Origin of the sequence: Burkholderia sp. RF4-BP95 (assembly GCF_001521985.1) — a bacterium.
GTDB lineage: Bacteria > Pseudomonadota > Gammaproteobacteria > Burkholderiales > Burkholderiaceae > Burkholderia > Burkholderia diffusa.
The window spans coordinates 80,113-103,092 of the sequence record NZ_LOSX01000066.1; the positions used below are offsets into that span (position 1 = coordinate 80,113).

20 protein-coding genes and 1 riboswitch are annotated in these 22,980 nt (G+C 70.6%); of the genes, 4 read left to right on the forward strand and 16 right to left on the reverse strand.

Annotated features, from left to right (window positions below; all coding sequences use genetic code 11):
* Positions 1 to 195 precede the first annotated feature (195 nt).
* The 11 genes from WS46_RS21580 to WS46_RS21630 all read right to left on the reverse strand — a co-directional run bounded on the left by WS46_RS21580 (position 196) and on the right by WS46_RS21630 (position 11,280).
* Positions 196 to 633 carry a hypothetical protein gene (locus tag WS46_RS21580; protein ID WP_059449716.1) on the reverse strand — a complete coding sequence of 146 codons (438 nt, stop codon included), beginning with the start codon at positions 631 to 633 and terminating at the stop codon, positions 196 to 198.
* A gap of 182 nt (positions 634 to 815) precedes the next feature.
* The gene (locus tag WS46_RS21585) at positions 816 to 1,739 is read right to left on the reverse strand and encodes an ABC transporter permease (RefSeq protein ID WP_059691699.1); all 924 of its coding nucleotides are present in this window, start codon (positions 1,737 to 1,739) and stop codon (positions 816 to 818) included.
* A complete protein-coding gene (locus WS46_RS21590) occupies positions 1,739 to 2,611 on the reverse strand; it encodes an ABC transporter permease (RefSeq protein ID WP_040144198.1) in 873 nt (290 codons plus the stop codon). Before WS46_RS21590 ends, WS46_RS21585 begins: the two co-directional genes overlap by 1 nt.
* A 46-nt stretch (positions 2,612 to 2,657) precedes the next feature.
* Positions 2,658 to 3,737, reverse strand: a complete 1,080-nt coding sequence (locus tag WS46_RS21595; RefSeq protein ID WP_059691700.1) for an ABC transporter ATP-binding protein — start codon at positions 3,735 to 3,737, stop codon at positions 2,658 to 2,660.
* 49 nt (positions 3,738 to 3,786) lie between these two features.
* Positions 3,787 to 4,953: an ABC transporter substrate-binding protein gene (locus WS46_RS21600; protein WP_059691701.1), complete on the reverse strand. Its 1,167-nt coding sequence runs from the start codon at positions 4,951 to 4,953 to the stop codon at positions 3,787 to 3,789.
* A 263-nt stretch (positions 4,954 to 5,216) separates the two neighbouring features.
* Complete coding sequence (locus tag WS46_RS21605; protein WP_059524332.1) at positions 5,217 to 5,792, reverse strand: alpha/beta hydrolase; 576 nt, start codon at positions 5,790 to 5,792, stop codon at positions 5,217 to 5,219.
* Between the two features lie 22 nt (positions 5,793 to 5,814).
* Entirely contained in the window at positions 5,815 to 7,143 is a 1,329-nt protein-coding gene (locus tag WS46_RS21610) for an MFS transporter (protein WP_059691702.1), read from the reverse strand.
* A gap of 156 nt (positions 7,144 to 7,299) precedes the next feature.
* Positions 7,300 to 8,355: a 3-keto-5-aminohexanoate cleavage protein gene (locus tag WS46_RS21615; protein ID WP_059524336.1), complete on the reverse strand. Its 1,056-nt coding sequence runs from the start codon at positions 8,353 to 8,355 to the stop codon at positions 7,300 to 7,302.
* Positions 8,356 to 8,480: 125 nt separating this feature from the next.
* On the reverse strand, positions 8,481 to 9,329 hold the full coding sequence (locus WS46_RS21620; protein ID WP_059691703.1) for a TauD/TfdA family dioxygenase: 849 nt from the start codon (positions 9,327 to 9,329) through the stop codon (positions 8,481 to 8,483).
* Between the two features lie 10 nt (positions 9,330 to 9,339).
* Complete coding sequence (locus WS46_RS21625) at positions 9,340 to 10,320, reverse strand: quinone oxidoreductase (protein WP_059524340.1); 981 nt, start codon at positions 10,318 to 10,320, stop codon at positions 9,340 to 9,342.
* Positions 10,321 to 10,353: 33 nt separating this feature from the next.
* Positions 10,354 to 11,280 carry a universal stress protein gene (locus WS46_RS21630; RefSeq protein ID WP_059691704.1) on the reverse strand — a complete coding sequence of 309 codons (927 nt, stop codon included), beginning with the start codon at positions 11,278 to 11,280 and terminating at the stop codon, positions 10,354 to 10,356.
* Positions 11,281 to 11,534: 254 nt separating this feature from the next.
* Here WS46_RS21630 and WS46_RS21635 point away from each other — a divergent pair, with 254 nt between their 5' ends.
* The 3 genes from WS46_RS21635 (at position 11,535) to WS46_RS21645 (ending at position 16,516) form a co-directional block, all read left to right on the forward strand.
* The gene (locus tag WS46_RS21635) at positions 11,535 to 14,228 is read left to right on the forward strand and encodes a LuxR C-terminal-related transcriptional regulator (RefSeq protein WP_059691705.1); all 2,694 of its coding nucleotides are present in this window, start codon (positions 11,535 to 11,537) and stop codon (positions 14,226 to 14,228) included.
* A gap of 249 nt (positions 14,229 to 14,477) precedes the next feature.
* Positions 14,478 to 15,602 (forward strand): porin, encoded by a 1,125-nt coding sequence (locus WS46_RS21640; RefSeq protein ID WP_059691706.1) that lies wholly within the window; start codon positions 14,478 to 14,480, stop codon positions 15,600 to 15,602.
* A gap of 209 nt (positions 15,603 to 15,811) precedes the next feature.
* Entirely contained in the window at positions 15,812 to 16,516 is a 705-nt protein-coding gene (locus WS46_RS21645) for a glutathione S-transferase N-terminal domain-containing protein (protein WP_059449704.1), read from the forward strand.
* A 135-nt stretch (positions 16,517 to 16,651) separates the two neighbouring features.
* Here WS46_RS21645 and WS46_RS21650 read toward each other — a convergent pair whose 3' ends face one another.
* A complete protein-coding gene (locus tag WS46_RS21650) occupies positions 16,652 to 17,164 on the reverse strand; it encodes a MarR family winged helix-turn-helix transcriptional regulator (RefSeq protein WP_059691707.1) in 513 nt (170 codons plus the stop codon).
* 132 nt (positions 17,165 to 17,296) lie between these two features.
* Between WS46_RS21650 and WS46_RS21655 the strand changes: the two genes are divergently transcribed.
* Positions 17,297 to 18,481, forward strand: a complete 1,185-nt coding sequence (locus WS46_RS21655; RefSeq protein WP_059691834.1) for an MFS transporter — start codon at positions 17,297 to 17,299, stop codon at positions 18,479 to 18,481.
* Positions 18,482 to 18,678: 197 nt separating this feature from the next.
* Here the strand turns inward: WS46_RS21655 and cobM are convergent, their stop codons facing one another.
* The 4 genes from cobM to WS46_RS21680 are packed head-to-tail and all read right to left on the reverse strand — an operon-like array spanning position 18,679 to position 22,501.
* A complete protein-coding gene (gene cobM / locus WS46_RS21665; RefSeq protein WP_059691709.1) occupies positions 18,679 to 19,407 on the reverse strand; it encodes a precorrin-4 C(11)-methyltransferase in 729 nt (242 codons plus the stop codon).
* A 42-nt stretch (positions 19,408 to 19,449) separates the two neighbouring features.
* Complete coding sequence (locus WS46_RS21670) at positions 19,450 to 20,181, reverse strand: cobalt-precorrin-6A reductase (RefSeq protein WP_059691710.1); 732 nt, start codon at positions 20,179 to 20,181, stop codon at positions 19,450 to 19,452.
* Positions 20,178 to 21,266, reverse strand: a complete 1,089-nt coding sequence (locus tag WS46_RS21675; protein WP_059691711.1) for a cobalt-precorrin-5B (C(1))-methyltransferase — start codon at positions 21,264 to 21,266, stop codon at positions 20,178 to 20,180. The genes WS46_RS21670 and WS46_RS21675 overlap by 4 nt, the downstream gene beginning before the upstream one ends.
* Positions 21,266 to 22,501 carry a bifunctional cobalt-precorrin-7 (C(5))-methyltransferase/cobalt-precorrin-6B (C(15))-methyltransferase gene (locus WS46_RS21680; RefSeq protein WP_059691712.1) on the reverse strand — a complete coding sequence of 412 codons (1,236 nt, stop codon included), beginning with the start codon at positions 22,499 to 22,501 and terminating at the stop codon, positions 21,266 to 21,268. The genes WS46_RS21675 and WS46_RS21680 overlap by 1 nt, the downstream gene beginning before the upstream one ends.
* Positions 22,502 to 22,704: 203 nt before the next feature.
* Positions 22,705 to 22,896: riboswitch (cobalamin riboswitch) on the forward strand.
* Positions 22,897 to 22,980: the final 84 nt, after the last annotated feature.

The following is a 22,980-nucleotide window of genomic DNA, read 5'->3' on the forward strand; positions in this document are numbered from 1 at the left end:
TGTCGACCCGCATACCGAGGATGGCTTCGACCGATGGCAGGCGGCGTTTGCGCCCTTTTTCACCGTGACACAGGGTTCGAGCAGCGGACGAGACGAAGGGACTGGTCGCCTTCAACGGAAGGCAGGCGACGGTTCGGCACGCATCGTCCGCACGGCATTTCGGCGGGAGCGGCGACGAAGCCCGTCGCCGGCGCGTCATTGCGGTGCCGATGCACCGCTGGCCGCGTTACCCGGCCATGCCTTGCCGATCTTGTCGATCAGCGACTTGGCGGCGCCGGTCGCGATGGCGGCGTCGACGCCCGAGGTCTGCCACGAACCGTCGGCGGCCTGCACGAAGGTCAGGTTCGCACGCGACGGCGTGTAATCGCTGTTGCGCCACGTGATCACGACGTCGCACGCGTAGGTGCGTTCGCCGGTCTTCCTGCAGTCGCCGTCGGGCTTCGCCGAGATCACGTCGGCCGACACGGGCAGCGGCTGGCCGAACAGCGCGTTCAGGCCGCCGTGGTTTTCCGCTTCGAGCGCGCGGCGCACCGCGGCATCGACGTCGCTCGATCCGGGGCCGTCGTGGAGCAGGTGGCAGGCGGCGAGCAGCGTGGCGGCACAGCCGAGCGTCAGCAGCGTGGGAAACTTCATGGAACTCCGCGAATCGGGTGAACGTCGGGCAGCATGCGGCGATGGCCGTTTACGCATCGCCGAGCCGGTATGCCGCGTAGTCTGCAACGTCCGCGCGTGGTTCGCGGTATCCATTTGTAACCAATTGCACGGACGGCAGGAACGGCACGAACGCCCCGCTGCCCCGCCGCCTTCGTGCGCGGCTACTGCCGCTCCTGCTTCACGCGACTCACGAGCTGCGTCGGGCTCACGAACTGCAGCGCGATCACGACCCACACGAGCGTGATGGCCATGTAGATCATCGCCATCGCGTCGATCGACTGCGGTGCGCGCACGCCGGTCGAGAACACCGCGTAATACAGCGCGACGACGAGCGTCTGCGTGCTCGGGCCCGCGGTGAAGAAGCTCAGCTCGAACATCCCGATCGTGCGCACCAGCACGAGCAGCCCGGCCGCGAGCATGCCGGGCACCAGCAGCGGCAGCAGCACGTAGCGGAAATAGCGCCACGTGTTCGCGCCGAAGATGCGCGCGGCGGCTTCGAGATTCGGATCGATCTGCTCGATGAACGGCGTCATCACGAGGATCACGAACGGCAGCGCCGGCACGAGGTTCGCGAGGATCACGCCGGGCAGCGTGCCGGCGAGCCCGACCTTGTACATCACGGTCGCCATCGGGATCCCGTACGTGACGGGCGGCACCATCAGCGGCAGCAGGAACACCAGCAGCGCGAAGCGCTTGCCGCGGAACTGCACGCGCGCGAGCGCATAGGCGGCCGGCACGCCGAGCGCCACCGACAGCAGCACGACCGCGCCGACGACTTCGACGGTCACCCACAGCACGCTGGCGAGCTGGAAGTCCTCCCACGCCTTCGCATACCAGTGCAGCGTGAAGCCCTGCGGCAGCGGCGTGCCGAACCAGCGCGTCGCGACCGAGTTCACCGCGACGGTCGCGATCAGCAGCATCACGTTCAGCAGGAAGAACGCCATCAGCCCCCACACGAGCGCCTTCCACGCGCGGCCGGCGAGGCTGTCGCGCAGTTTCCGCGGCTTCATCGCGTTGACGGGCTGCGCGCCGGGCGGGCTGTGCTTTGGCGGCCATGCCGGCGCCGCATGATTGTCGGTCGCCATCAGCCCTTGCCTCCCGTGACCGGACCGGTATAGAAGAAGCGGCGCGCGCCGAGCATCGACGCGACCACCAGCAACTGCACGAAGCCCATCACGATCGCGATCGCCGATGCGAGCGAATAGTCGTAGCTCTCGAACGCGGCTTCGGCGGCCGCGATCGAGATCACGCGCGTCGGCCCGGCCGGCGCGCCGAGCAGCACGGCCGACGGGAACACCGAGAACGCCTGCACGAACGACAGACATGCGGCCATCGTGAGCCCCGGCACGAGCAGCGGCAGGTAGATCCGCCGGAACTGCTGCCACGGGTTCGCGCCGAGCGTGGCCGCGGCGCGCGCGAGCGTCGGGTCGATGCCGCTGATGTACGACAGCATCAGCAGGAACGCGAACGGAAAGCCCGACACGATCAGCGACAGCAGCACGCCCCAATAATTGTGCGTGAGGCGCACTTCGTCCGTGTACAGGTGCAGCCCCTGCAGCGCCTGCGGAAACCAGCCGTTCGGTCCGAAATACGTGAGCATCCCGTCGGCGACGAGCACCGTGCCGAGCGTGACGGGAATCACGAGCAGCGTCGTGACGAACTTCTGATACGGCGAGTTGCGGCGCAGCGCGAACGCGACGGGCACCGAGATGCCGACGTTGATCAGCGTCGCCGGCACCGCGAGCTTCAGCGTGACGAGCACGGTCGGCCACATCGCGGTGTCGGTGAAGAACTGCACGTAGTTCGCGAGCGCGCCGCCGCCGTTCATCGGCTGGAACGACAGGACCAGGCCGTACGCGAACGGATAGATGAACAGCGCGACGATGAACGCGAGCGCCGGCGTGACGAGCCACGCCTTCGCGTCGCGCGGCGCGCCGCCGGTCGCGAGCGTGCTCATGCGGCCTCCGGGCGGCGCGCGGCCGCGCACGCGGCGCGGCGGCCGTTCATTGCGCGTCTCCCGCATAGACGAGCGTGCGCGCCGGCGCGACGCGCAGCCGCAACCGCTCGCCCTCCGCGAATTCGCCGGCGACCCGCGCCCAGATCGGGCCGAACGGCGTGATCGCGCGGATGAGTGAGTCGCGGCCGCCGTATTCGACCGTTTCGACGGTCGCATCGAATGCGTTGTCGGCCCCTTCTTCCGCCCGCTCGATGTCGTCGGGGCGCAGCGCGACCACGACGTCCTTGCCGTCGAAACCGGCCATCGGCACGCCCGCGATCCGCACGCCCGCCGCGGCGACGTTCACGTAGTCGCCGGCCATCCCTTCGAGCGTGAACGGCAGCACGTTGCGATAGCCCATGAAGCGTGCGACGTGCAGGTTGTGCGGGCGCGTGTACACGTCTTTCGGCGACGCGACCTGCTGCACGACGCCCTCCTTCATCACGACGATCCGGTCGGCCATCGACAGCGCCTCGTCCTGGTCGTGCGTCACGTAGATCGTCGCGCGTTCGAGCTGCGTGTGGATGCGGCGGATCTCGGCACGCATCTCGATGCGCAGTTTCGTGTCGAGGTTCGACAGCGGCTCGTCCATCAGCACGAGCGGCGGCTCGATGACGATCGCGCGCGCGATCGCGACGCGCTGCTGCTGCCCGCCCGACAGCTGCCCGGGCAGCTTGCCCTCGTGGCCGACGAGCTGCACGAGTTCGAGCGCCTGCTGCGCGCGCCGCCGCGTTTCCTGCTTCGGCACGCCGCGCATCTTCAGCCCGAAGCCGACGTTTTCGAGCACCGACATGTGCGGAAACAGCGCGTAGTTCTGGAACACCATGCCGAAGCCGCGGCGCTCGGGCGGCAATACGTCGATGCGCGTGTCGTCGAGCCAGATGCCGCCGCTCGTGAGCGGCTGCAGCCCGGCGATGCAGTTCAGTGCGGTCGACTTGCCGCAGCCCGACGGGCCGAGCAGCGCGATGAACTCACCGCGCCGGATGTCGAGATCGAGCCCGTTCAGTGCGGCGACCTGCGCGCCCTCCGCATTGGTGAAGCTGCGGCACACGCCGTCGAGCCGCAACCGTTCGAAACTGTGCTTCATTACGCGAACTCCGTCGGCGCGGGCGCCGCGGCGCCCGCGGGTTCATGCGTCATTTCGACTTCTGCGAACCGATCTCGCGGTCCCACTTCTGGAACGCGGCGACCATCGCCTGCGCGTTGAGCGGCTGCACGTGCGGACGATCCGCGAGCAGCTTCGCGTACTCGGGGCGGCCGAACTTCCGGATCACCTCCTGGCTGTGCGCGGGCGCCATCTCGAGCGTCACGCCCTTCACCGCCGGGCCAGGATAGAAGTAGCCGTCGTCGTAGGTCATCGCCTGCTGCGCCGGTTCGAGCAGGAAGTTCATCAGCTTGAACAGCACGTCGAGCTTGTCCTTCGCGACGCCCTTCGGAATCACCATGAAGTGCGCGTCGTTGACCCACGTCATGTTGTCGAATGCCTGGACCCGGAAGTCGGCCGGCACGATGCCGAGCGCGCGCGGATTGAGGTCCCAGCCGGTCACGGTCACCGTCATGTCGCGCGTGCCTTCGCCGAGCTCCTTCATCACGGCCGACGTGCCGCCCGGGTAGTACGGCACGCAGTCGTTGAGCTGCTTCAGGAACGCCCAGGTCTTGTCCCAGCCGTTGATCGGGTCTTGCGGGTTCTTGTCGCCGAGCACGTACGGCAGCCCCATCAGGAAGGTGCGGCCGGGGCCCGAGTTCGCCGGGCGCGCGTAGATCAGCTTGTTCGGATGCGCCTTGCACCACGCGAGCAGTTGCTCGGGCGTCTTCGGCGGATCGCTGACCTTGGCCGGGTTGTATTCGAGCAGCGGGCCGGCCGGCATGTAGGTCACTTCGAGACCGAAGCCTTGTGCGAGATCCTGCATCTTGCGCGGGCCGGGCGCGTATTTGTCGAGCACGCCGGGGAACGCGCCCGCGCTGTCGGGCAGCAGCTTCAGCCACAGGTTCTGCTCGATGCCCGCGGCCAGCGCGTCGGTGCCCGTCAGCACGAGGTCGATGTCGGCCCGTCCCGCGGCCTGCATCGCCTTGATCTTGCCCGGCAACTGCGGCGCGGGCGCGTTCGTGAACGTGACGTTCGAGACGAGATTCGGGTTCTTTTCCTTGAACGCCTCGATGGCCTTCTGCGTGAGCTGCAGGTTGCCCGCGACGTCGACGACATTCAGCGACACGGGAGCCGCGACGGCGGCCGCGGCCGACAGCGTCAGGCCCAGCGCCAGGGCGATCCGGCGGACACGGCGCGCGATCGTGGTGGTGTTCATGTCTCCTCGCTTCGGTCGGTGGATGGGACCGTTCTTTCGGGAAATCATGACGGCGTTATACGATGTCGGTCAACAAAAAACCGACCCGTGCGGGGCGGGAATTTCCCTAACAAAAACCTTCCGTTTGTCGAGGATGTGCTTGTTGGCCATTGCGACGGATACGTCGCATGTTAGGACGTCGTATATCAACGGACGCCGAACCGGAATCGGTTCGGGCGGACGCGCCGGCATGAAAAGCGTGCGCGGCGCGTTGCGGACGGCGCTCAGGCCGCACGGAGCGCGATCACCTCCCCGATCAATCGCTCCGCATCCTGCCATTCGCCGAAACCCGAAGCCGGGTTCAGGTGTCCGACTTCGCCGAGATCGACGAGCCGGCTGCCCCACCCGGCCGCCAGCGCCTGCGTGCGTTCGAATCGCGCGAGCGGATCGTTGCGGCTCGCGGCCACGATGCTCGGAAATGGCAGCGGCCGGGTCGGCACCGGCGTCCAGCCGTGCGCGTCGAGCGCATCCGGTGTCGGATAGCCTGCGGGCATCGGCGTATCGAGATCGGCCGGTGCGGCGAGCAGCGCGCCGTCGATGGCACGCGTGGCCTGCAGGGCCCAATGCACGGTGATCATCACACCCGCGCTGTGCGCGACGAGGATCACGGGGCCGTCGATCGCGGCCAGCGCCGCATCGAGCGCCGCGACGCGCGCGGCGCGGCTCAGCTTGTCGGCTTCGAGCGGCGCGACGGCGCGGGCGTTCGGCAGGCGCCGTTGCAGATGCGTCTGCCAGTGATCTTCGACGTGATCGCGCAAGCCGGGCACGATCAGGATGGTGGGCGCGGTCGCCAGGGTCATGCTGCCTCCGGGAGGGTTCGGTTCAGGAAAGATGTGACGCGCGTCGTTCGCGTTCGACGCGCGCGAGATCGGCCGCGTAGCTCGCGCGTCCGATCGCGAACAGCGCGGCGGCCGCGAGCGGCACGGCGGGAATCCATTGCAGTGCGCCGACGAGGCCGGCGCGATCGGCGACCCACCCCGTCAGCAGCGGGCCCGGCGCCATGCCGAGCAGGTTGTTGGCGAGCGTGAGCGTGGCGAACGCCGATGCGTGGATCGCGGCCGGCGTGAGGTTCGCGACCATCGCGCCCGATGCGCCCGACGCACCCGCGCCGACCAGCATGCCCGCGCAGATCAACGCGAGTTGCAGCGGCCCGGGCGGCAGCCGGAACGCGATCGCGAGGCACACGCCCGTCAGCACGCAATACGCGATCGCGGTCAGCCATTTGCGCGAGCCGTCGGCGCGTCCGACGCGGTCGGTGACGATCCCGCAGCCGACCATCCCGACGCCCGACAGCAGCACGAAGCCGGCCGCAAGCACGGCGGCACGGTCCGGCGCCATCGCGTAATAGCGGTTCAGGTAGCTCGGCAGCCAGGCGAACAGCGCGCCGGGCACGAACAGGTGCAGCCCGCTGCCGACATACGCGCAGATCACCGAGCGGGATGCGAACAGCCCCGACATCAGCGCGCGCACGCTGCCGCGCAGGTCGCGCGGCGCATCGGCATGGGGCCGGCACGGTTCGACGCGGCATGCCGCGAGCCGCCGTTCGGTGACGATGCCGCGGTACGCGACGAGCAGCACGATGCCGAGCGCGGCCATCACGCCGAACGACCAGCGCCAGCCGAGATGCGCGCCGACGAGACCGCCGAGCGCCATCCCGAACACGGAGCCGAACGCGCCGCCGGCCATGAACGCGCCGGTCAGCGTCGCGCGCAGGCGCGCCGGAAAGATGCTGAGGATCAGCGCGACGCCGACGCTGCCGTACGCGGCTTCGCCGAGGCCGACGAGCCCGCGCGCCACGAGCATTTCGGCGTAGTTGGTCGACAGCGCGCAGCCGAGCGTCGCGACGCTCCACAGCGCGGCCATCAGCACGATGCTGCGCACGCGGCCGAAGCGGTCGGCGAGCACCGACAGCGGAAACGTCAGCAGCCCGACGAGCAGCGCGACGACGCCGGACAGCGAGCCGAGCTGCGTGTCCGACAGCCCCCACGCGTGCTTGAGCAGCGGAAACACGGCATTGAGCACCTGCCGCGACATGTAGTCCGACAGCAGCAGGCCGACGGTCAGCCCGAACACGAGCCAGGCATAGGCCGGCGCGCGCCGCCCGGTGGCCGCCACGTCCTGCAGCGACGGCTCGACGTGATGAATCAGCATGCGTGTCTCCTCCGGCGCCGGTGCGGCAATGCGCCGGCGCGGCTTGCGCGGCCCCGCTCCGTTCGTCGGAGCTTGCCTCGCGCATCGCGCGAGGGTGGGTGCCGCGCCACATCGATCGGCGGGCGGCGCGGGCGCGCCGCCCGGATGCGCGGTGCGTCAGGCCGCGCGCAGCGGCACGCTCAGCTGGCCGGGCCGGCGGTTCGGCGCCATCCCGAGCTGCGCGAGCGTCTCGTCGACGCCGTCGTACTGCACGCCGATCCGGTAGATCGCCTTCGCCTCCTTGCCGGTCGCGATATCGCGGCCGAGTTCGCGCGCGATCCGCACGCACTGCTCGACCTGCTGCACCGACGTCATCCGGTTGCCCTTCTGGTCGATGATCGTGTCCTCGATCCCGCAGCGCGGATGCAGCCCGAGCGCCATCGCGACGGTGTTGATCGGCAGCACGTTCTTCATCAGCGATTCGAGCGTGATGCACGCGCCGTCCGGGCAGCGCCGCACGAATTCCATGAAGTTGTACGGATTCGGGCCGTCGAAGCCGCCGCCGATGCCGACCCACGTGACGTTCAGCGGGCCGCGATAGACGCCGCGACGGATGATCCGCTCGAGCGTCTCGAGCGCGTGCATGCCGGTGAGCTGGAAATGCGGCTGGATGCCGGCCGCCTGCAGCCGGCGCAGATGCTCGTCGACCCAGCCGGGGCCGGCCGGCACGGTCATCTCGCGGTATGCGTCCCACAGCGCCGCCTCGTTCAGCGATGTGCCGGCGATGTCCTTGCGGTTCATCAGCTCGGTGATGTTCATCTGCACGGTGTTGATCGCGACCGTCACCTGGTCGGGCTTCGGCGTCAGCTCGGCGAGCATGTGGCGCGTGTCGTCGGACAGCCATTTCGCTTCCGCGCCGTCGCCTTCCGGCGCGAACGAGATCGAGCCGCCGACCTGCAGGATCATGTCGGGCACCGCCTCGCGCAGCCGGCCGAGCAGCTCGTTGAATTTCGACAGCCGCTTGCTGCCCTTGCCGTCGAGTTCGCGCACGTGCAGGTGCAGCACCGTCGCGCCTGCGTTGTAGCAGTCGACGGCCTTCTGTACGTGCTCGTCCATCGTCACCGGAATGTCTTCCGGGAAATCCGCGGGCATCCATTCGGGGCCGTACGGCGCGACCGTGATGACTACCTTGTCCTGGTTTTCCGGGTGCAGCGAATCGTCGAGAAATTGCATGTCGTCCTCCAGATGGAATCGTTGTGTTCGGGGCGTACGGGCGTGCGTGTCCCGTCGCGCCGGGCGGCAGGCCCGGCGTGTTGCATGGGGTTTCAGGAACCGGTCAAGGCGCGGGCGCGTTCAGATCAGAACGGCACGTCGCCGACGATGCCCGCGCGCTCCATCTTGCGCACGCACGGCGGGTAGTCCATCACCGCGTAATGCTGCGTGGCGCGGTTGTCCCAGATCGCGACGCTGTTCTTCCTCCAGCGCCAGCGCACCTGGTATTCGGGGATATACGCCTGGCTGATCAGGTATTGCAGCAACTGGCCGGCGCCGGGATTCGCGTCCTGCCCGTAGCGCACGCGCCCGGGCGTGTGGAAGTTCGTGAAGTGCGTCGTGAACGCGTTCACGTACAGCACCTTCTCGCCCGTTTCGGGATGCGTGCGCACGACCGGATGCTCGGCGTCCGGATACTGCGCCTTCAGCGCGAGACGCTTGTCGATCGGCATCGCCGCGCCGAAGCTCGCCTCGATGCTGTGACGCGCGCGCAAGTCCGCGATCTGCTGCTTCACGTGTTCCGGCAGATGCTCGTACGCGAGCACCATGTTCGCCCACATCGTGTCGCCGCCAACCGGCGGACCGTCGATGCAGCGCAGCACGCAGCCGAACGGCGGCGCCACGCGCCAGCTCGCATCGCTGTGCCACGCATTCTCGTAGCGGTCGTTCGGCTGGTCGGGCGACTTGTAGATCCGCACGAGGCCCGGGTGCTCGGGGTCGCTGCCGGCGACCGGATGATCCTCGAGCTCGCCGAAGCGGCGCGCGAACGCGACGTGCTCGGCGCGCGTGATGTCCTGGTCGCGCAGGAACAGCACGCGATGACGCAGCAGCTGCGCGCGGATCTCGGCGAACAGGCCGTCGTCGTGCACGGCGTCGGCGAGGCTCACGTCCAGCAACTCCGCGCCGATCGCACAGGTCAGGGGTTCGACTCGCATGCGCGTCTCCTCAGACGATGAATACCGACGAGCCGGTCGTCTTGCGCGATTCCAGGTCGCGGTGCGCCTGCGCCGCGTCCTGCAGCGCATAACGCTGGTTGATCTCGATCCGGATGCGGCCGGCCGCGACGTGCGCGAACAGTTCGCCGGCCAGGTCGTTCTTCTCGGCCGGATCGGCGATGTAGTCGGCCAGCGCCGGGCGCGTCAGGTACAGCGAGCCCTTCATCGCGAGGCGCTGCGGGTCGAACGGCGGGATCGGGCCTGACGCCGTGCCGACGCAGACCATCAGCCCGCGCCGCTTCAGCGAATCGAGCGAGCCTTCGAAGGTGTCCTTGCCGACGCTGTCGAACACGACGTCGACGCCGACGCCGTCCGTCAGTTCGCGCACGCGTTTCGCGACGTCCTCGCGGCTGTAGTCGATCGTGTGGTCGCAGCCGTGTGCGCGGGCGACCGCGGCCTTGTGTTCGCTCGACACGGTGCCGATCACGGTGAGCCCGAGCAGCTTCGCCCATTGCGACACGATCAGCCCGACGCCGCCTGCGGCCGCATGCAGCAGGATCGTGTCGCCCGGCGCGAACGCGTGGATGCGGCGCAGCAGGTAGGCCGAGGTCAGCCCGCGCATCGTCATCGCCGCGGCCGTTTCGCATGCGATGCCGGCGGGCAGTTTCACGAGCGGCGCGGCCGGAATCAGCCGTTCGGTGCTGTACGCGCCGAGCGTGTTGAGGAAGCCGGTGTAGGTCACGCGATCGCCGACGGCGACGTTCGTCACGCCGGGGCCGACGGCCTCGACCACGCCGGCCGCCTCGACGCCGATGCCCGCCGGCAGCGGAACCGGATACAGGCCGCTGCGGAAGTACGTGTCGGCGAAGTTCAGGCCGACGGCCTCGTGCCGCAGGCGAACCTGCCCGGCGCCCGGCTCGCCGACTTCGACCGCTTCCCAGCGCAGCACGTCGGGGCCGCCGGTTTCGTGGAATCGCACTGCATGTGCCATCGTGTTCTCCGTAAGTATTCAGTCGGATGCGCGTCACGCATCGTCGGGTTCGTCCGCGCCCGGCGTCGTCGCGGCTGTGCCGCTCGCCGGGGGCGCGTCCAGTTCGTTCCAGTCTGCGTCGCCCAGATAGCGCCGCGCGGCCGGGAAAATCACGCCTTCGATGCGCCCCATCTGCTCGAACGCACCGCGCGCATAGTCGGCGAGCGCGGCATCGAACGCGGCCGACGGCAATCCGTCGGCGGCGAGCCGCGCCAGCGCGTCGAGCGCGTGCGCATCGCGGCGCCGCTGGCGGTCGAGCTCGTCGAGTTCGGCCGCGGTGCTCTCCGCCCGCATGCGCAATGCCGCGAACAGGCGTGCTTCGGCGGATGCGCCGAAGCGTGCGTTCTGCAGCGTCGCGAGCGATGCCAGCGCGGCCAGCGGGTCGCCCGCGTCGCCGGCCGGTCGCGTTGCCGCGTCCGGGTCGTCGCTCGCGATTGTCAGCGCCTGCAGCCGCTCGCCGAGCGCACGATGCGCCGCGAGACAGCGGGCCATCACGCGCGCCTCGGCCGGCGCACGCCGTGCCGGGCACACGAGCACCGGCACGCCGCTCGTCGCCAGCAGCACCCGCCGTTGCGCGGTCGCGGCAGCATCGGCATCGTGCGGCAGCGCCGCGACGGCGATCAGGTCGCAGCCGAGCTCGCCGGCGACCGTGGCCGGCGAGGCGTCGCCGGCCCCCGGACGGACGGCCCCCGGATGGCCGGCCCCTGCGATCGCATGGGACAGGCCCTGCGCCCGTGCGGCGGCTTCCACTTTCGCACCGTGTTCCGGCATCCGCGCTCCGGATAAACGCGAGTCCGGCGCGGCGGCGGACAGCACGAACGTGACCCGCGCGCCGACCGCACGCGCCAGTTCGAGCGCATGGCCGATCGCATCGATGCCGCCGGGCACGCCGTCGACCGTCACGAGCAGATGGCGATACATCGTGCCGCTCCGCTTATCCGGCGCTCGGTGCGCTGCGTCGCGCGCCGGTCGATACGATGTTCATGGTCCCTCCTCGTTGCATTCGTCGGTTGCGTTCGTCACGCATCGGAACCCATGCTATCGACCGGGCGGCGGTGCGGCCCCACTCGTCGCGGGGGGGATTGACGCGCGAACGCGCTTCGGTCGATCCTTCCCCCCACGCCCACCCCGGACGCTGGCCCGCACGGCATCGCCGGATTCCGACTCCTGCCCCGATGGCCCACCCACCCGATCGCGCCGACGCGCCCCCCACCGAACTCGTGCTGAAGACGACCGCGCCGCGCGTGCCGGCGCAGTTGCTCGCGCGTGCGCGGCTGAGCCTTGCCGCGCCGGCGTTCGACGCGCGGCCCGTCACGCTCGTGCAGGCGCCGGCCGGCTACGGCAAGACCTCGCTGCTCGCGCAATGGCGGCGCGAATCCCTCGCGCTCGGCCGCGCGGTCGTGTGGCTGTCCGCCGACGAGCGCGACGACGCGCCGCGCCTGCTGCAGGGGCTCGTGCAGGCGGTGCGCACCGGTTGCGCGCGGCCCGGCTTCGGGCGCCTGATTCCGGACGGCGCGGCCCGCGCGCTGGAAGGACTGACCGCCTGGCTCGCCGAAGTCGCGCAACTGTCGATCGACGCGCTGCTGATCGTCGACGACGCGGAGCGGCTGCCGCCCGCCGGCCTCGACGCGCTGACCTACGTGCTGCACAACGCGCCGCAGAACCTGCGGGTGGTCGTCGCGGCCCGGCGCGGGCTCGATCACGCGGCCGGCGACCTGCTCGCCGGCGGGCAATGCACGCTCGCGGGCCCCGACTGGCTGCGCTTCACGCTCGACGAGACGATCGCGCTGGTCGGCGCGCGCTTTGCGCAGCGGGTCGACGCCGACGCGTGCGCGCGCCTGTTCGAACGCGTCGACGGCTGGCCGCTCGGGCTGCAGCTCGCGATGGCCGCGATGGCGCGCTCGGCCGATCCGCGCCAGGCCGTCGACGCGCTTGCCGCGCGGATGGACGGCACCCGCGACCGGCTCGTCGAGCTGCTGCTCGCGAATTTGTCGGCCGACGACACCGCGTTCCTCACGCGCACGAGCGTCGCCGATCGCCTGCATCCGTCGCTGTGCGCCGCGCTGCTCGACGACGCAAACGCCCCCGACCGGCTCGCGCGGCTCGCGCGCGACACGCCGCTGTTCATCGCGTCCGACGATTCCGACTGGTGCCGGCTGCATCCGCTCGTGCGCGATACGTTGCGCGACCGCCTCGCGGCGAGCCCCGACGCCGAGCGCAGCGCGCTGCACGCGCGCGCGGCCGCGTGGCTCGACGCGCATGGGATGACGGAGGAAGCCGCGCGCCACGCGTACGCGGCCGGCCAGTTCGACACGGCATACGCGCTTGCGCAGCGCTGCCTCGAGGACGCGATCAAGCAGGGCCGCATCAACGACGTGCTCGACTGGCTCGCGCTGCTGCCCGATGCGGAACTCGACAAGCGCCCCACGCTGCGGATCGCGGTCGCCTGGGCGCTGGCACTCGGCGAGCGCCATGTCGAGGCGCAGCGCCAGATCGCCGGTATCCTGGCCGATGCCGGCACGCCGGCCGCGATGCGCTACGAATGCGCGCTGATCCTCAGCGCGGCGGCCTATTACGCGGATGAAATCGACCGGTTCGTCGAGCTGTTCGAACCGTGGGCCGACTTCGTGCCGCCCGCGGCGACGTGGCTCGCGCAGATGCATGCGAACCGCCTGTCGGCGCGCGCGATCATCGTCGGCGAACCGGCGCAGGCACGCCGCTTCCAGCAGGTGGCGCCGCGCGGCGAGACGGCGGCCGGATTCGGCTACGTCGCGCGCTGGGGCGAACTGATCACCGGCCTGAGCTACCTGCGCGAAGGCCAGATCCGGCTCGCGGACGACGCGTTGTCGCCGGCACTCGCGCGCGCGGAAGCCGACCTTGGGCGCCGCCATCCGCTGACCTGCATGCTCGCGGCGATGTGCGCGGCGATCGCGTACGAGGCCGATCGCGTCGACCAGGCCGCCGCGCTGCTCGCGAACCGGCTCGACGTGCTCGAGCACGCGGGCACGCCCGACACCGTGCTGCTCGGCTACCGGACGGCCGCGCGCATCGCGCTGCTGCACGGCGTCGAGCACCGCGCGATCGACCTGCTCGAGGCGCTCGACGCGATGGGTGTCGCGCGCCGGCTGCCGCGCCTGTCGGTCGCGAGTCTCGCCGAGCAGGTGCGCATTCACGCGGCCCGCTATCGCGAGGCGACCTGCCATGCGCTCGTGGAACGGATCGATGCGATCGCCGCGGCCGAGTTTCCGTCGCACGGGCCGCTGTGGCGACGCCCCGTCGTGCTGCTGCAGGCGACGGCGCATGCGGGCGCCGCGCTTGCCGCGCGCCGCTGGGACGATGCGTGCGCGGCGCTCGACGAAGCGGCGGTGCTGGCGCGCGAGATGAGCATGGGACGCGAGCGCATCGAGATCATGGCGCTCAGCGCGTTCGCGCTCGAACAGTCCGGACACGGCGGCCGCGCGCTGCTCGACGAGGCGATGAACCTCGCGGACATGTTCGGCCTCACGCGCACGCTCGCCGACGCGCATCCGGCCGTCGCCGACTGGGCGCGCCGCATCGGCGACGAAGCGGCCGCGGGCGACGGCCCCGTGCGGCCCGCGCAGCCGCAGCCGCGCATCGTGCCGCCCGCACCGCGCAGCCCGGCGAGCCCGCGCGCGGTGCCGAGCGTCGTGCTGACGCCCAAGGAACGCGCGATTCTCGAACTGCTCGCGCGCAACCTGTCGAACAAGGAAATCGCGGTGGCGCTCGCCGTCGGCGAGGAAACCGTGAAGTGGCACCTGAAGAACCTGTTCGGCAAGCTCGACGCCAGCTCGCGCAAGCACGCGGTGCGCCGCGCGCTGGTGCTCGGATTGCTCGAAAGCGCGCCTTGAACGCCGCCTGCGCACGTCCGTAGCGGCCTTGCCCGGCCGTTGACGGCAACCCCGTCGCCGGCTGCCCTTCGATTCTCCGCAACCCTGCCCCCCGCGCATGGGGGGGAGCGGCCGCGCGTCGTTGCGTAACCTTTCCGCACGGCTCGCACCGGCGTCGCCTCACGCGCCTTCCCGCCTGCCTCGATGCTTCCCCCGCTCTACCCGCCCGGGCTCGATCCCGTGCGGTCCATTACGATCCTGGAGACTTCGATGAAGACGAAACTGGCCGCGCTCGCGGCGCTTGCCGGCTGTTCGGCGCTCGCGCATGCGCAATCCTCCGTCACGCTGTACGGCGTGGTCGACACGGGCCTGCTGTACCAGAGCACGTCGGCCGCGTCGTTCGGCCCGAAAGCGCCGAACACCGGCAAGGTGTTCCGCATGAAGGACGGCGGCATCTATTCGAGCTTCTGGGGTATCAAGGGCAGCGAGGACCTGGGTGGCGGCTACAAGGTCAACTTCAAGCTGCAGGGTTCGTTCGACAGCGGCACCGGCAAGATGCAGCTGAGCGACACGCCGGGCGCCGTCGCGATCTTCAACCAGGTGGCGTCGCTCGGCGTGTCGGGGCCGTTCGGCACGTTCACGGCCGGCCGCCAGATCGTGCCGATGATCTACGCGATGGCCGACACCGACGTGCGCAACGCGCAGTTCTTCGGCAGCGTGCTGACCGCGTGGCTCGGCCTGAACACCGCGGCCGGCTGGCCGGGAACGAGCACCAACGGCGCGATCGGCGCGCTGTACGACAGCAATGCGCTGGTCTATCAGTCGCCGACGTTCGCGGGCGCGTCGATCGCGCTCGAATACGCACCCGGCGGCGTCGCCGGGCAGTTCCAGGGCGGCACGCGCGAGTCGGTCGTGCTGCGTTACTCGAACTACGGGCTCAATGCATCGGCCGTCTACTACAACGGTCACGACACGAATCCGGCGCCGGGTGTCGCGCCGACCGGCGTCGACAACAACCGCTTCGTCTATGTCGGCGCGAGATACACGATCCGCGATTTATCGGTGTCGGCGTCGTACGGCAACGGCCGGAATCCGTCGCATGCGGACAAGGTGAACCTCGACATGCTGTCGGCCGGCATCGGCTATCGCTTCACGCCCGCGCTGCAGGTCGCCTCCGCCGTGTACTACCTGAAGGACCGCAACCGCGCCGAGAACCGGTCGACGGCCGTCGTGCTCACGGCCGACTACAGCCTGTCGAAGCGGACGATGGTGTATGCGCAGGTCGGCCACGTGAACAACCGCGGCACGATGAACCAGATGCTCGTGTACGGGCAGCCGGTCGCGCCCGGGGTCGGCACGACCGCCGCGATGCTCGGGCTGCGGCACAACTTCTGACGAAGCGGCAACGCGACGCGGCGGTGCTCGGGCACGGCGCGCGGCCGCCGTCTGCAACGATCGCGGGGATCGGCTACAGTGGGCGTTTTCGGCGCGCCCCGCCCGCCTGTCGAAGCGTTCGTCCCGTTCCTGTCGCGATGTCAGGGGCGCTCAGCGATGCGTGGCAGGACGGCGGAGCGCGGATCCTCCACGTTGACGAGCGAACCTCCATGCCCGATCTGTCCGCCTTCCCGATCACGAAGAAATGGCCTGCCCAGCATCCCGACCGTCTGCAGCTGTACTCGCTGCCGACGCCGAACGGCGTCAAGGTGTCGATCATGCTCGAGGAAACCGGCCTGCCGTACGAGCCGCACCTCGTGCGCTTCGACACCGACGACCAGCTGTCGCCCGAATTCCTGTCGCTGAACCCGAACAACAAGATCCCGGCGATCATCGATCCGAACGGCCCGGACGGCCGGCCGCTGCCGCTGTTCGAATCCGGCGCGATCCTGATCTATCTCGCGGACAAGACGGGCCAGCTGATCCCGAAGGATCCCGCGGGCCGCTACGAGACGATCCAGTGGGTGATGTTCCAGATGGGCGGCATCGGCCCGATGTTCGGGCAGGTCGGCTTCTTCCACAAGTTCGCGGGCCGCGATTACGAAGACAAGCGTCCGCGCGACCGCTACGTCGCCGAATCGAAGCGCCTGCTCGCCGTGCTCGACGCGCATCTGGCGAACCGCAAGTGGGTGATGGGCGACACGTACACGATCGCCGACATCGCGATCTTCCCGTGGGTGCGTAACCTCGTCGGTTTCTACGAAGCGGGCGACCTGGTCGGCTTCGGCGAATTCAAGCATGTCGCGCGGGCGCTCGATGCGTTCGTCGCGCGTCCGGCCGTCGCGCGCGGGCTCAACATCCCCGCACGCGGCTGAGCCGCGCAGCGGGCGCACTTCGCGGCCCGCGCTCTGCCTGGCCCGCCGCATCGCGCGGCGGGCGATTCTCCCGCTTCCGTCCGGCGTTTCCGTTTCCCGCTCGCTGCGTTCATTCGGCGCGCCGATTCGGCGGCGCTATTTTTCGGCGGACGTCGACGCCGCTTCTCCCAGTCCCGCCAGCAGCTTTGCCAGCAGCGCTGAAAGCTGCGCCTGCTCCGCCTTCGACAGCGCGGCCAGCATCGCGCGCTGATTGTCGACGTGCGCGACCACCGCATCGTCGATCAGCGCGCGGCCGGCGTCGGTCAGCGCGACGAGCGTGCCGCGGCCGTCGGCCGGGTTCGGCCGGCGCTCGACCCATCCGGCCTTCTGCAGCCGGTCGATGCGCGCGGTCATCCCGCCCGACGACATCATCAGCGCGTCGTACAGCGCGGTCGGCGTCAGCGCGAACGGCGCGCCGCTGCGCCGCAGCGTCGCCAGCACGTCGAATTCGCCTGGCTGCATCCCGTAGCGCGCGAACAACGGATTGAGACCGTCGCGCGCGATCACCAGCGCGGCCTCCTGCAGCCGTCCCATCACGAGCATCGACGACGCGTCCAGATCCGGGCGCTCGACGCGCCATTGCGCGAGCGCATGCGCGGCTCGATCCATTAACCCTCCTCGGCTCACCAGTTATCTTGACGTCGAGATAAATCGGCATTTATCTTGATGTCGAGACACTTTACATGAAAACGCGCGGCGCCCCTGACGGACGTGTCGCGCACCGACACCGAGGGCCGTTCCATGAATCGCTTCACTTCTCCCGGATGGCGGCTTGCCGCCATCGTGCTGGTCGGACTGAACCTGCGGCCGGCGCTGGCCGCGATCGGTCCGCTGCTCGACATGATCCAGCGCGCGACCGGCATCGGCGACGGCGCGGCGAGCCTGCTGACCACCATCCCGATCCTGCTGATGGGCCTGGGCGCGTTGAGCGCGCGGCGGCTGCAGCGCGTGACGGGAATCGTGGGCGGCGTATGGCTGGGCGTCGCGCTGATCGGCTTCGCCTGCGCGTCGCGCATCGGCGCGCAGCACGCATGGCTGCTGCTCGCGAGCGCATGCTGCGCGGGCCTCGGGATCGCGATGGTGCAGGCGTTGCTGCCGGGATTCGTGAAGGCGCATTTCGCGACGCGGATCGGCGGCGCGATGGGCGTCTATTCGACGTCGATCATGGGCGGTGCGGTGCTCGCGAGCGTCGTCGCGCCGTTCGCCGCGGCCCGCTGGGGCTGGCTGGTCGCGCTCGCGGGCTGGGCGCTGCCGGCCGCGCTCGCGGCGCTCGCGTGGCCGCTGGCCAGCCGGGGCGGCGACGCGTGGGTGTCCGTGCCGACGTCGGCGTCGATGGTGCAGGCGCGGCCGTCGCGCTCGCCGCGCGCGTGGCGGCTCGCGCTGTTCTTCGGGATCGCGACGGGCGCCTATACCCTCGTGCTGGCATGGCTGCCGCCGTACTACATGCGGCTCGGCTGGTCGCCGACCGCGGCCGGCAGCCTGCTCGGCGGCGTGACGCTCGCCGAAGTCGTCGCGGGGCTCGCGGTCTCGGCGACGATCGACCGCCTGCCCGATCGCCGGCCCGCGCTGCACGCGGCGATCGCGTCGCTGCTCGCGGGGCTGCTGGTGATGCTGGCCGCGCCGCAGGCACTTGCGTTGCCGGCTGCGCTGCTGATGGGTGCCGGTATCGGCGCGCTGTTTCCGTTGTCGCTGATCGTCACGGTCGATCATGCGGCGACACCGGCCGACGCGGCGTCGTTGACGGGGTTCGTGCAGGGCGTCGGCTATCTGATCGCCGGGTTGTTTCCGTTCGCGGCGGGCATCGTGCGCCAGCATCTCGCGGATCTGTCGCCCGCGTGGGTCGCGATGGCTTGCCTGTGCGTCGTGCTGTTCGCGCTGGCGACGGGGTTCGCGCCGCGGTTTGCGCGGCGCGTTGCGCGGGCGTAGCGCGAGTCAGGCGCTGCGTGTGACGGCGTTGAGCCGGTTCGTGGCGGGTGCGCGGTCGTTCGTCGTTGTTCGGTCACGCCGGATGGCACGGTTGCCGCCGTTCGGCCAGGGGCATTGATCGGCGGGCCGGCTCGCGAGAAAACCCGTCGCCGCGATGCCTCGAAACGCGAAGTGCGTTGCGTTCCGTGCACGCGCAATCAACTGCCGCTCGCATACAGCGTCGAATCCGCGAACCCCTCCGCATCGAGCACGCGCCCGATCAGGATCAGCGCGGTGCGCTCGATCCGCGTGTCCTGCACCTTGCCGACGATGTCGGCCAGCGTGCCGGTCACGCGTTCCTCGTCGGGCCAGCTCGCCCGGTAGATCACCGCGACCGGGCAGGCGGGCCCGTAATGCGGCAGCACTTCGTCGACGATCCGCGCGAGATGCCGCACGCCGAGATGGATCACGAGCGTCGCGCGATGCGCGGCGAGCGCGCCGAGCGCTTCGCCTTCCGGCATCGTCGTCTTGCCCGCGAAGCGCGTGAGGATCACCGTCTGCGCGACACCGGGCAGCGTCAGCTCGACACCGAGCGTCGCCGCGCACGCGGCCGTGGCCGTCACGCCGGGTACGATTTCGTACGGAATCCCGAGGGCTTTCAGCCGGCGGATCTGTTCGCCGATCGCGCCGTACAGCGACGGATCGCCCGAATGCACGCGCGCGACGTCCTGGCCTTTCGCATGCGCGGCGGCGAGCAGCGCGACGATCGCATCGAGGTCGAGCTCGGCCGTATTGACGACCTGCTCCGCGCGATGGCCGTCGAGCACGGCCGGCGGCACGAGCGAGCCTGCGTACAGAATCACCGGGCACGTGCGCACGAGACGCTGGCCCTTCACCGTGATCAGCTCCGGGTCGCCGGGGCCCGCGCCGATGAAATACACCGTCATCGAAAAATCTCCGTCAATTCATGGGGCAGCCGGCGCGCGGCGTCACACGCGCGCGCTCGGGTCGAGCGCATCGAGCAGCGCGGCGGCCGAGTCGAACGCGCGATCGGCGTCGGGCAGCGCCGGCCGGCGCAGCATCACGACCGGCAGCCTGCGTTCGCGCGCGACGTCGAGTTTGGCCTCGGTCGCGGCGCCGCCGCTGTTCTTGCTGACGACGACGTCGATGCCCGCGAGCGCGAACAGCGCGCGCTCGCCGTCGAGCGTAAACGGCCCGCGCGCGGCGAGGATCTGCGCGCGCGCGTTGCCGGGATGCGCATCGAGGCAGCGCACCAGCCAGAACTGGTGCGGCGGAATCTCGTCGAGATGCGCGAGCGGTTCGCGACCGAGCGTGAACAGCGGCCGCCGGAACGGCGCGAGCGCGGCCTCGATGCCGGCCCAGTCGTCGACCATCCGCCAGTCGTCGCCGGGTTGCGGCGCCCACGGCGCGCGGCGCAGCGCCCACAGCGGCACGCCCGCGTCGCGCGCGGCGGCCGCCGCGTTCGCGCTGATTCGCGCGGCATACGGATGCGTCGCGTCGATCACGAGGCCGATGCCGGCGCCACGCAGGTACGCGGCGAGCCCCGCCGCGCCGCCGAAGCCGCCGACGCGCACTTCGCAGCGCAAGTCGTCGGGCACCTTGCCGAGGCCCGCGAGGCTGTAGACGTGTTGCGGGCCGAGTGTGCGCGCGATCTTCAGCGCGTCGCCGGTGCCGCCGAGCAGCAGGATGCGCGCGCTCATCGTGCGCTCCCGACGAAGCGACCCTGCCGGTCGATCGCGAACATTTCGACCGCGACCGATGGCGGCACGATGTCGCGCGCGACCCGCAGCGCATGCGCGCAGACGATGTCGCCGAGCGGCACGCCGTCGGCCTGCGCGAGCTTGAGCGCTTCCTGGCTCGTGTTCGCCGCGCGCATCGCGGCCTGCAGCGCGGCGTTCGCGCCCGCCTCGGCCGCCCACTGCGCAAGCAGCGGCAGGTCGATGCTCGAATGGCGGCTGTGCAGATCCAGATGGCCCGCCGCGAGCTTGCTGAGCTTGCCGAAGCCGCCGCACATCGACAGGCGCGCGACCGGCGCGCGGCGCAGGTGCTTGAGCACCGCGCCGGCGAAATCGCCCATTTCGATCAGCGCCATGTCGGGCAGGCCGTAGTGCGCGCGCATCGCATCCTCGCTCGCGTTGCCGGTGCACGCGGCGATGTGCGCGATCCCGTTCGCGCGGGCGACGTCGATGCCCTGATGGATCGACGCGATGTACGCCGAGCACGAGAACGGCCGCACGATGCCGGTCGTGCCGAGGATCGACAATCCGCCGACGATGCCGAGGCGCGGGTTCATCGTCTTCAGCGCGAGCGCCTCGCCGCCCTCGACGCCGATCGTCACGTCGAAGCCGCCTGCATAGCCGAATTCGGCCGCGAGCGCGTCGAGGTGCGTGGTCATCATCTGGCGCGGCACCGGATTGATCGCCGGTTCGCCGACCGGCAGCGTGAGTCCGGCGCGCGTGACGGTGCCGACACCCGGCCCCGCGTGAAAACGCACGCCGGGCGCGGCCGCGAGCGCGACGCGCGCGAAGACGAGCGCGCCGTGCGTGACGTCCGGATCGTCGCCGGCATCCTTGATCGTGCCGGCTTCCGCGCCGTCGGCCGTCGTCCGGCAGAACGCCAGCCGCATCATCACGTGCTGCCCCTTCGGCAGTACGATCTCGACGGCGTCGACCGCGTGCCCCGCCAGCAGCAGGCGCGCGGCGGCGAGCGACGTCGCGGTCGCGCAGCTGCCGGTCGTGTAGCCGAAGCGCAGCGGCGCCGGTTGTTCGGGGGTTTCGTCGCGCATCACGCGGGGTCCGTGAGGTCCGTTGCCGTGGCATCGGGTTTGCGCACGTCGTACAGGGTGACGGGCAACGGCTGCCGCCACGTGTCGAAGCGGCCGAGCGGCTCGGCGTGCGCGAGCGATACGCGCGTGAGCGTGCCGCCGTGCATCCCGCGCCACGCGGCGAGCGCGAGCTCGCCCTGCAGCGTGACCGCATTCGCGACGAGCCGGCCGCCGGGCTTCAGTGCCGTCCAGCACGCGTCGAGCACGCCGGGCACGGTCGCGCCGCCGCCGATGAAGATCGCGTCGGGCGCAGCGAGCCCCGCGAGCGCGGCGGGCGCGCGTCCCGCGACGAGTTGCAGCCCCGGCACGCCGAGCGCGTCGCGGTTGTGCTCGATGAAGCGCTGGCGCTCCGCATGCGACTCGATCGCAATCGTCTGGCACGACGGATGCGCGCGCATCCATTCGATGCCGATCGAGCCGCTGCCCGCGCCGACGTCCCACAGCAGTTCGCCGGGCGCGGGCGCGAGGCGTCCGAGCGTCAGCGCGCGCATGTCGCGCTTGGTGAGCTGGCCGTCGTGGCGGTACGCGTCGTCGGGCAGGCCGGGCGTGAGTGCGCGGCGCGGCGCATCGGGGCCGGCCTGGCAGTCGAGCGCGACGAGATTGAGCGCGGCGGTCTCGTCGATGTTCCAGTCTTGCGCGAGACCGTCGATGCGCCGCTCGAGCGGCCCGCCGATGTGTTCGAACACGCTGATGCGCGTCGGGCCGAAGCCGCGCGCGGCGAGTTCGGCGGCGACCGTGGCCGGCGTGCGGCCGTCGGCGCTCAGCACGAACAGGCGCCGGCCCGGCAGCAGATGGCGCGCGAGCGTCGCGAGCGGCCGGCCGACGAGCGACACCGCGCCGACGTCCTGCAATGCCCAGCCGAGCCGCGCGGCCGCCAGCGACAGCGACGACGGTGCGGGCAGCACGCGCCATTCGTCGGGGGATAGTTCGCGCGCGAGTGTCGCGCCGACGCCGAACAGCATCGGGTCGCCGCTCGCCAGCACGCAGACGGGCGAACCGCGTCGCGCGAGCAGGCCCGACAGGTCGAATGGCGACGGCCACGCGGCGCGTTCGGCCCGCAGCCGCGCGGGCAGCATGTCGAGGTGCCGCTTCGCGCCGACGACCCGCGACGCCTCGAGCAGCGCGCGCCGTGCGCTGCGCCCGAGCCCCGCGTAGCCGTCGTCGCCGATGCCCACTACCGTCAGCCACGCCGTCATGCACCCTTCCCCATCGTCCGGTTCCATCGAGTCGCCGCACGGCGCCGGTATGGCGCCGGTGCGGCCGTCCGCATTGCGAAAGTCGGCATGGTACCGTGTTCCAGCGCGCGTTTCATCTGCCGGCCCGCCGACGCCGGGCCGCATTTCGCTTCGGCCACGATGCCCGCTCGGCGGTCGCGAAGCGCGGGGGAAATCGGGTATGCTACGGCCGTTCGTTCGCCGGTGCCCTTCGGGGCCGAAGAGGGAACACAGGGCGCGCACCGCGCCGCTGTGGCTGCCCCCGCAACTGTAGACAGCGAGCCGATCTCCCCCTCGTGCCACTGGTTTCACCGGGAAGGCCGGGAGCCGGCGCCGACCTGTCAGCCAGGAGACCTGCCGGCATGAAAGTGCGTGCGTGCCAGTCGGCGTCGGGCGGGGTGTACCGATGCGTTGGCCGCGGCGCGACACTGTCCCGGTATCCCGTTGAGTTCCGCCCCCGA